Source organism: Dellaglioa sp. CoH-57-MRSF-22, assembly GCF_056781895.1.
This window is the reverse complement of record NZ_JBXAXT010000004.1, coordinates 177,119-184,787: the sequence shown is the minus strand read 5'-3', so window position 1 is coordinate 184,787 and position 7,669 is coordinate 177,119. Positions and strand designations below refer to the sequence as shown.

Genomic DNA, 7,669 nt, shown 5'->3' with positions numbered 1-7,669 from the left:
AATACTGGGATAAAGCCATTTAGAAACATATTAAATTTTATATTATTTCATCCGTCAACTTGACAGGGCCTAGTACATTGTTGAAACTTTTTTTCATTATTTAATGTATCGAACTGCGGTACCATATGCGGCAACTGATTGCATATCTTGACCAATTGAACCGGAATCAAAACGCATCATAACAACTGCATCAGCACCCATGCTTACTGCATTGTCGCGTAAACGATCAATAGCAGTATCTCTTGATTCAGCCATCATTTCTGTGTAGGCCTTAATTTCGCCACCGACAATATTTTTAAGACTGGCACCAATGTTTTTGATAACATTTTTAGATTGTGTTGTAAGGCCAAAAACTTCCCCAATTACTTCATATTCTCTACCCGGAATACTTTCCGTTGTAACGACTAGAATTTTATCTGACATCTATAAAACCTCCCTTTATTAGTATCTTCATAGTAACATAGTTACTTTATAAGAGACTGCAGATTTGAACTGATTATTTTGTCTCTTGGAGGACTTTAATTGTTTTAACTTTAACATTAGTTGTAGGTTTATCACTTGAATTAACTGCAACTGCGGCAATTTTATCAACAACATCCATCCCTTTGATAACTTGACCAAAGACAGTATAAGTACCATCAAGTGAAGGTGTGCCACCATTTTTGTATGCATCAATAATTTTTGACGGTGTGCCATCTTTAATATCAGCACTGGTACTTACATCTTGGTTATTTTGAACAATGTAGAATTGACTACCAATTGAATCAGGTTCTGACGTTTGTGCCATCGCTAAAGCACCACGGATGTGGTAAAGGTTACTTGAAATTTCAGCACCGAATGTATGACCATAAATACTTTCGCCACCAGTACCATCCCCTTTAGGATCGCCACCTTGAATCATAAATTCGTTAATAACACGATGGAAGAGGGTATTATTATAGTACCCTTTTTTACTATGAGTAATAAAATTCTTCACAGCTTTTGGTGCATATTCCGGGAATAATTTGATTTTGATATTTCCCTTTGTTGTCTGAATATCTACGACAGCTTCTTTTTTTGTTACTTTTGAACTAAGTTGTGGTAGTTCAACGTTTGACGCTACACTTGATGAAGAAGTAGTAGTTTCCGTATCATTTGTTGTTTCTGCATTTTGATGGTAGAAGAAGAACCCAATTCCCCCAAGAATAATGATAATAATTACTGCAATTAAACCAATCATTTTTTTGTTTTTCATATTAACCCCAAACTTTCTTTATTTAATTACTCTAGTTTAACGTACGAGGTAGAAGTTATACAAGTCTTAACTTAAACATCCAGTTTAGCGCTTGTATATAGTCATTATGATTGTTATATTTAACATATATAAATGGGGATGACTCACGGTTAAATGAGGATTTAATACTTATATGAACGTTATCAATTGTGAACGATATAAAAATTTACATAGTTAGAGGATTACAATACAATTATCGAAATGGATTAGTCAGATTTTGTATTGTTAAGAAAAGTAGTAGGGGGTTACGTTTTGTTAGTTGGTAATAAATTGGGAAATTTAGATTTATACATAGAAAAAATAATAAATAATGTCATGGCAAGAGATGTGACTCGTGTCACAGAATCGGGGATGGCATAATGGTAAAACAAAATAAGAAAGATAAAGAAAGATGGCGTCATCGGCATCCGTGGATTTTTAGAGTTATTGCAATATTTGGTGTTTTATTTTTATTAGGAGTTACGACGATAAGTATTTATATTGCGACAGTTATTAAGTCCGTGCCAACAGTTACAAGTCAGGAATTAATATCTGATGCCAGTTCAAATATGTATGATAAAGATGGCCAGTTAATTTGGTCTTCAGCGCTGAATAAACGAGTTTATGTTAAGTCAAAAGACATTCCTGAAACATATAGTAATCTGTTATTAGCAACAGAAGATCAAACATTTTACAAAGACGCGGGATTTTCGCCCTCCGGCTTATTTAATGCGGGACTTTCTTCCATTAAATCAGCTGTAGGTAAAGGGTCAGCTCGAGGTGGATCAAGTATTGAGCAACAGTTAATTAAATTAACTGTTTTTTCAACGAGTAATAAAGATCGGACTGTAGACCGGAAAATAAAAGAATTTTTCTTAGCGCAACAGTTATACCATAATTATAGTAAGAAACAGATTTTAGAGTTTTATGTTAATAAAATGAGTCTAGGCGAAGGATCATATGGGGCACAGACCATTTCAGAAACGTATTTTGGTAAAACTTTAAAACAATTGAGTATTAGTCAACAGGCAATTATAGCTGGATTGGGCCAAGCCCCTTCTACCTATAATTTATATTCAAACCCTAAAGCCGTTCAAACACGCCGAAATATAATATTAAAAACAGGGCTTGAGAATAAGGTAATTACAAAGAAACAATATAAAATTGCTGTCGCAGAATCAGTGACAAAAGATTTACAGAAACGCCATTGGATGGAAAATTCTGTTACAAAAAAAATTCTTGAAAATAATGCTTATGTTACTTCTGCCTTAGAACAAGTTAGCGATAAAGGGTACGATTTAGCTAAAACTCCATTACAAATTACAACAGCGCTTGATTCAAAGCAAAATGCGACTGTTAAAAAATTAGCTGATAATAAAAAATATTATCAAAATTCAGCAGAACAATCTGCAATTACAATTACAGATCCTAAAACGGGGAATATTGTTGCTCAATATGGTGGACGTCATCAAAAAACTGCCTTCAGTTATAATCGGGCAATTTCTACGCAGCGTTCGTCAGGATCAGGAATTAAGCCACTATTAGATTATGGCCCTGCTATTGAATACTTTGGGTGGGCAACCACACATGCCTTAGATGGCACTTCATATACTTATCCGGGAACTAATCTTGTTGCTCAGAATTTTGATAAAGTGAGTTATAAATCAATAACGATGCAAAACGCATTACGAGTTTCGGCTAATACACCAGCAATTAGAACGTTAAATACTGTTGGGAGTGCGAAGGCTAGCCAATTTTTAGCACAAGTAGGGATGGCTCAAAATAATGCACCTGCGGGGTCGCAGGCTATTGGACTCGATGTTTCTACCGAACAAATGGCGACAGCATATGGCACCGTTTCAAATGGCGGAACCTATCATGCGGCTCGTTACGTCACAAGTCTAAAATTTTCAGATAATAGTGTTAAAAAATATGAGGTAAATAGTAAACGTGCTATGAAGGCCTCAACAGCATTTATGCTAACGTCAATGATGGAAGGCGTACCTAATGCCGGTGGGACAGCGCCTTCTGCAAGAATTGATAATGTTCATCAGGCAATGAAGACAGGGACCGTCGGTTATTCTGCTTCATCGGGATTTCCAGCGAATGCAAATATGGATGTCTGGATGAATGGGTTCACTAAATCAACTTCTATTTCGATGTGGTTAGGGTATGATGAACCAATGAAAAAAGGACATTATATTACTGATGCTGCATCTGCAATGACAAATGTTAATTTATATCGTGACCTAATGGTACATTTTTCAAAAGAAAAGAATGCTGATAATAGTGAGTGGACAAAACCATCAACTGTTATACAATTGTCAGGAACTGGTCTTGCAGCTCAATATGAACCTAACGATAAAGTAGTAACGTTAGGCGTTAAAGAGCCAGAAAAAATTGATGTAAAAAAAGCTAAAATATATAAAACGTATTTGTCTAAAAAGATTGCTGAGGACACGTTAAAAATAAAATTAGAGGATCCTTCATATCACAAGAAACCTGAAGCATATAAAATTGGTTCATGGGAGCAGTCAACTCAGAAAAAATTAAATAATGTTCAGAAAAAATTAGACAAGGCTAATGATGGCATTAAGGCGGCTAAAGAGACGTTAGAGGGTGAATAAAAATGGAACCGAGATCAAGAGGGACAAAGCAAACAGGAAAAAAAACTGTTAACCGAGAAAATAAAGCAGATTTTAAACCAGAACAAGCTAGTCATAAATCGATACGACAATTTTTAAAGTGGGCGTATCGTATTTTGTTGTTTATTGCGGTTAGCTTGAGTATTTGGAGCGTCTATACGGTTATCAATCGGTATCAAATTAGTCTTGATTGGTCCAAAAATGATAATTCAAAATTAACAATGGCAAATCAAACGCCAGACTCACTCTACGACTCTAATGTTAAGTCTAAAGAAGCAAAACAAAAGTTTAATGAAATTTATGCAGATAGTTACAACATTAAAACAGAGGAGTTAACGACTAAAGCAACTTCAAGTGAAATGAAAAAATTAGATGATACATTATCAAATATTTCTAAGAATTCACGTGCTGATTACCAGACAAAATATGATAATTTATTAAAAAAAGTGAAAGTGAATTCATTATACCAAGATGTATTTGTTAAGGATGATGAACAAACAGTTAAAGTAAATGTGACCCCTGGAACGATTCAAAAATTGAATAATGAACAATTTGGGTACATTAATCAGTTATTGATTAATTCTTCAAATAAAGATCAATTTGCCAATCGAATTTATACACTACAAAAAAATTTGGCAAAAGATGCAATAGCAATAAACGGTGTAATGTCCATTGCCATGAAGACAGCCACGTATGACCCTTTGTCAGGTAATGTAGAAATCTTGAAAAAAAGTACAAGTCAGCAAATAGATGACTATACGAATGCTGTCAGTAAATTACACTATTCATGGAATAATCTTGCCTTTTTAAATCAAATTGAAGAAGTGATAGCTAAAGATTTAGCCACACAGACAGAGCAGTATCAGGTATTTGATGATTATAAAAAAGATCTTTCAGATAAGAAACAAGCCGATAAAAAGTTGGTTTCACTTGAAGAAACTTTATCTCATGCATTAAAAAAACAGGCTGAAGATAAGAAACAAGCTGAAATTTATATAAAAGTTCCTAAATTTGGATCTCAATCGGAAGCGCAAAAGTGGGCCAACAAAAACCATATAGAAATTGTATTTGTACAGAAATGGTCTGGGAAAAACATGATATTATCGGAGCCGAGTGAAGGAAACTTACTTAAGCGAACAGATAAATTAAAGGTAATTATCCAACACCAAAGTTATAAGGGAACTTCAGCAAATAAAATTTACTCGGGAGCAAGTAAAAAGTCATCCAGCGCATCAAGCCAGGAGGCAAAGGCAAGTTCTGTAGAAGAATCAAGTTCAACGGATGAAACAAGCTCTAGTTTAGAAGCCGACGCGTCATCAGATACAGCCGTAAGCAGTTCAGAATCAAGTGCTATTAGTAGTAGTACAAGCCAGGTAAGCAGTTCATCAGCTACTAAAATACAGTAAAAGTAGTTACAATACATTAAAATTGATGGTATTAAAATATATTACGAAAAAAAACTAAAAATATTCATATTATTTAGTTATACTAATGGAATATAAGACCGCTCAAAGTAGCAGATAAGATTATGATTTTCATTAAATTGGAAATGAAAGAGGAATAATATGAAATTATTGATGGTAGAGGATAATAAGGCAGTTTCTGAAATGATGTCGATGTTTTTTCAAAAAGAAAAATGGGACGTTCAGTACGCTTATGATGGTAATGATGCTGTTGCTATGTTTAATGAAGATCCGGATAGTTGGGATATGATTACGCTTGATTTGAATTTGCCTGGTATGGATGGCATGCAAGTCAGTTCTACGATTCGAAAAGTTTCAGCTAATGTCCCCATTATTATTTTAACGGCACGCGATACCGAAAGTGATCAAGTTCTTGGATTAGAAATGGGCGCAGATGATTATGTAACAAAGCCTTTTAGCCCAATAACATTGATTGCTAGAATTAAGGCCCTTCACCGCCGGGCAGAAAAACCAAGTGTTGGAACTGACGATGAAACAGAAAATGAAAGTACTAGTTTTGATATTGTCACAACTCACTTTAAATTAAGTACAGCTCGTCGAGAAGCATACTTACAAGACGTTTTAATTCATGATTTAACACCAAAAGAATTTGATTTGTTGAAAACGTTGGCCAATAAACCAAAACAAGTCTTTTCAAGAGAAAAACTATTGGAATTAGTTTGGGATTATGAATTTTTTGGTGATGAACGAACAGTTGATGCACATATTAAAAAATTACGTCAAAAAATTGAAAAAGTGGGTCCACAAGTTATTCAAACGGTGTGGGGTGTCGGTTATAAATTTGATGACTCAGGAGCTGGTTACTAATGAAGCTACTTTATCAGCAAATGTTAGCATTCTTCGCGGTTATTATTACATTGGTCATTGTATTTGGCGCTTTATTTTTAAATTTCACGAGTGATATGGTCTATAAAAATACATGGACACAATTGGAAGGTTACTCGGATAGTTTAATGTCAGAATCAATGGTTTTAAAAACAACCGATTCAAAAACGCAATTTAATTTAAACTTAAATAATTTAAGAAATGCAGAATTAATTTTAAAAACGCAAAATGTTCGATTTACTATTTATACTAAAAAATCTAAAATTATCTATCCTGATAATGCGGTACAGGACAATATTACAAGTGAGCAGTGGAAAAAATTGGAAAATGGTGAAGTTGTTCACCGTACACCGCATATTAATAGACAATTAAAAACAGATATGAAAGCAATTAATATGACCGATATTTTGAAACCTTATTTTTATAATGGTAAATTATATGCGGTTATATCGGTTGGAGCCAATGTTTCTAATATTCAATCCAATATGAGTCAAATGACTCAGAATTTGGTTATTGCGTTTATTGTCTCTGTTATCGCTGGAATTATTTTGAGTTATCTTTTAGCGAGATACTCTGTTTCTAGAATTAATCGATTGAGACGTGCAACTCGAATGGTTGCTGATGGTAATTTTGATGTGCATATCGAAAGTAGACATCGAGATGAAATAGATGATTTGGCACAAGATTTTGATGGCATGGTTTCTTCATTGAAAGAATCAGAGAAAGAAATAAAACGTCAAGAAGAACGTCGTAGACAATTTATGGCTGACGCTGCACACGAAATGCGTACACCGTTGACAACTATTAACGGACTACTTGAAGGGCTAGCATACGATGCAATTCCAGAAGAGAGCAAAGGGAAGAGCATTGAACTAATGCAAAGTGAAACTAAGCGATTAATCCGATTAGTCAATGAAAATTTAGACTATGAAAAAATTAGGACAAATCAAATTACGCTAGCACCAAGTAATTTTGATGCGGTTATTGTTTTGAATAACATCGTTGAACAACTAACAAAAAAAGCAATAGAAGCCGACGATAAGATTGAATTAAGTGTTCCTAAAAACTTAATGGTTTTTGCGGATTACGATCGATTTGTGCAAGTTATTTTTAACATTACGCAAAACGCCATTCAATTCACTCAATCAGGAACGATTCATATTTCAGCTGAACGTGGTTACCATGAAAGTATCTTTAGGATTACTGATACAGGTATTGGCATGACAAAAGACCAGCTAGAAAATATTTGGGAACGTTACTACAAGGCAGATCCATCTCGTAAGAGTACTAAGTACGGAGAATCAGGATTGGGATTATCAATTGTTCATCAATTAATGCAACTTCATAACGGAAAAGTTGAAGTGATGAGTACTGAAGGAAAAGGGACAACGTTTACATTGACGTTTCCAAATCAAGAAAATGAATAAATAGTTAAAAAATTATTAAAGAATGATTTCTATATA

At 34.2% G+C, this 7,669-nt stretch carries 6 protein-coding genes; 4 read left to right on the top strand and 2 right to left on the bottom strand.

What is annotated here, in order from left to right:
- Positions 1-96: 96 nt before the first annotated feature.
- Both AC1RPR_RS06050 and AC1RPR_RS06045 read right to left on the bottom strand, forming a co-directional pair.
- Positions 97-423: a heavy metal-binding domain-containing protein gene (locus AC1RPR_RS06050; protein WP_409022267.1), complete on the bottom strand. Its 327-nt coding sequence runs from the start codon at positions 421-423 to the stop codon at positions 97-99.
- Positions 424-496: 73 nt separating this feature from the next.
- The gene (locus AC1RPR_RS06045; protein ID WP_481761937.1) at positions 497-1,234 is read right to left on the bottom strand and encodes a peptidylprolyl isomerase; all 738 of its coding nucleotides are present in this window, start codon (positions 1,232-1,234) and stop codon (positions 497-499) included.
- Between the two features lie 398 nt (positions 1,235-1,632).
- Between AC1RPR_RS06045 and AC1RPR_RS06040 the strand changes: the two genes are divergently transcribed.
- The 4 genes from AC1RPR_RS06040 to AC1RPR_RS06025 all read left to right on the top strand — a co-directional run bounded on the left by AC1RPR_RS06040 (position 1,633) and on the right by AC1RPR_RS06025 (position 7,633).
- Positions 1,633-3,879, top strand: coding sequence for a transglycosylase domain-containing protein (locus AC1RPR_RS06040; protein ID WP_481761936.1), 2,247 nt, complete (start codon positions 1,633-1,635; stop codon positions 3,877-3,879).
- 2 nt (positions 3,880-3,881) lie between these two features.
- Positions 3,882-5,303: a hypothetical protein gene (locus tag AC1RPR_RS06035; RefSeq protein ID WP_481761935.1), complete on the top strand. Its 1,422-nt coding sequence runs from the start codon at positions 3,882-3,884 to the stop codon at positions 5,301-5,303.
- 159 nt (positions 5,304-5,462) lie between these two features.
- Positions 5,463-6,188: a response regulator transcription factor gene (locus tag AC1RPR_RS06030; RefSeq protein ID WP_481761934.1), complete on the top strand. Its 726-nt coding sequence runs from the start codon at positions 5,463-5,465 to the stop codon at positions 6,186-6,188.
- Positions 6,188-7,633 carry a sensor histidine kinase gene (locus tag AC1RPR_RS06025; protein ID WP_481761933.1) on the top strand — a complete coding sequence of 482 codons (1,446 nt, stop codon included), beginning with the start codon at positions 6,188-6,190 and terminating at the stop codon, positions 7,631-7,633. The genes AC1RPR_RS06030 and AC1RPR_RS06025 overlap by 1 nt, the downstream gene beginning before the upstream one ends.
- Positions 7,634-7,669: the final 36 nt, after the last annotated feature.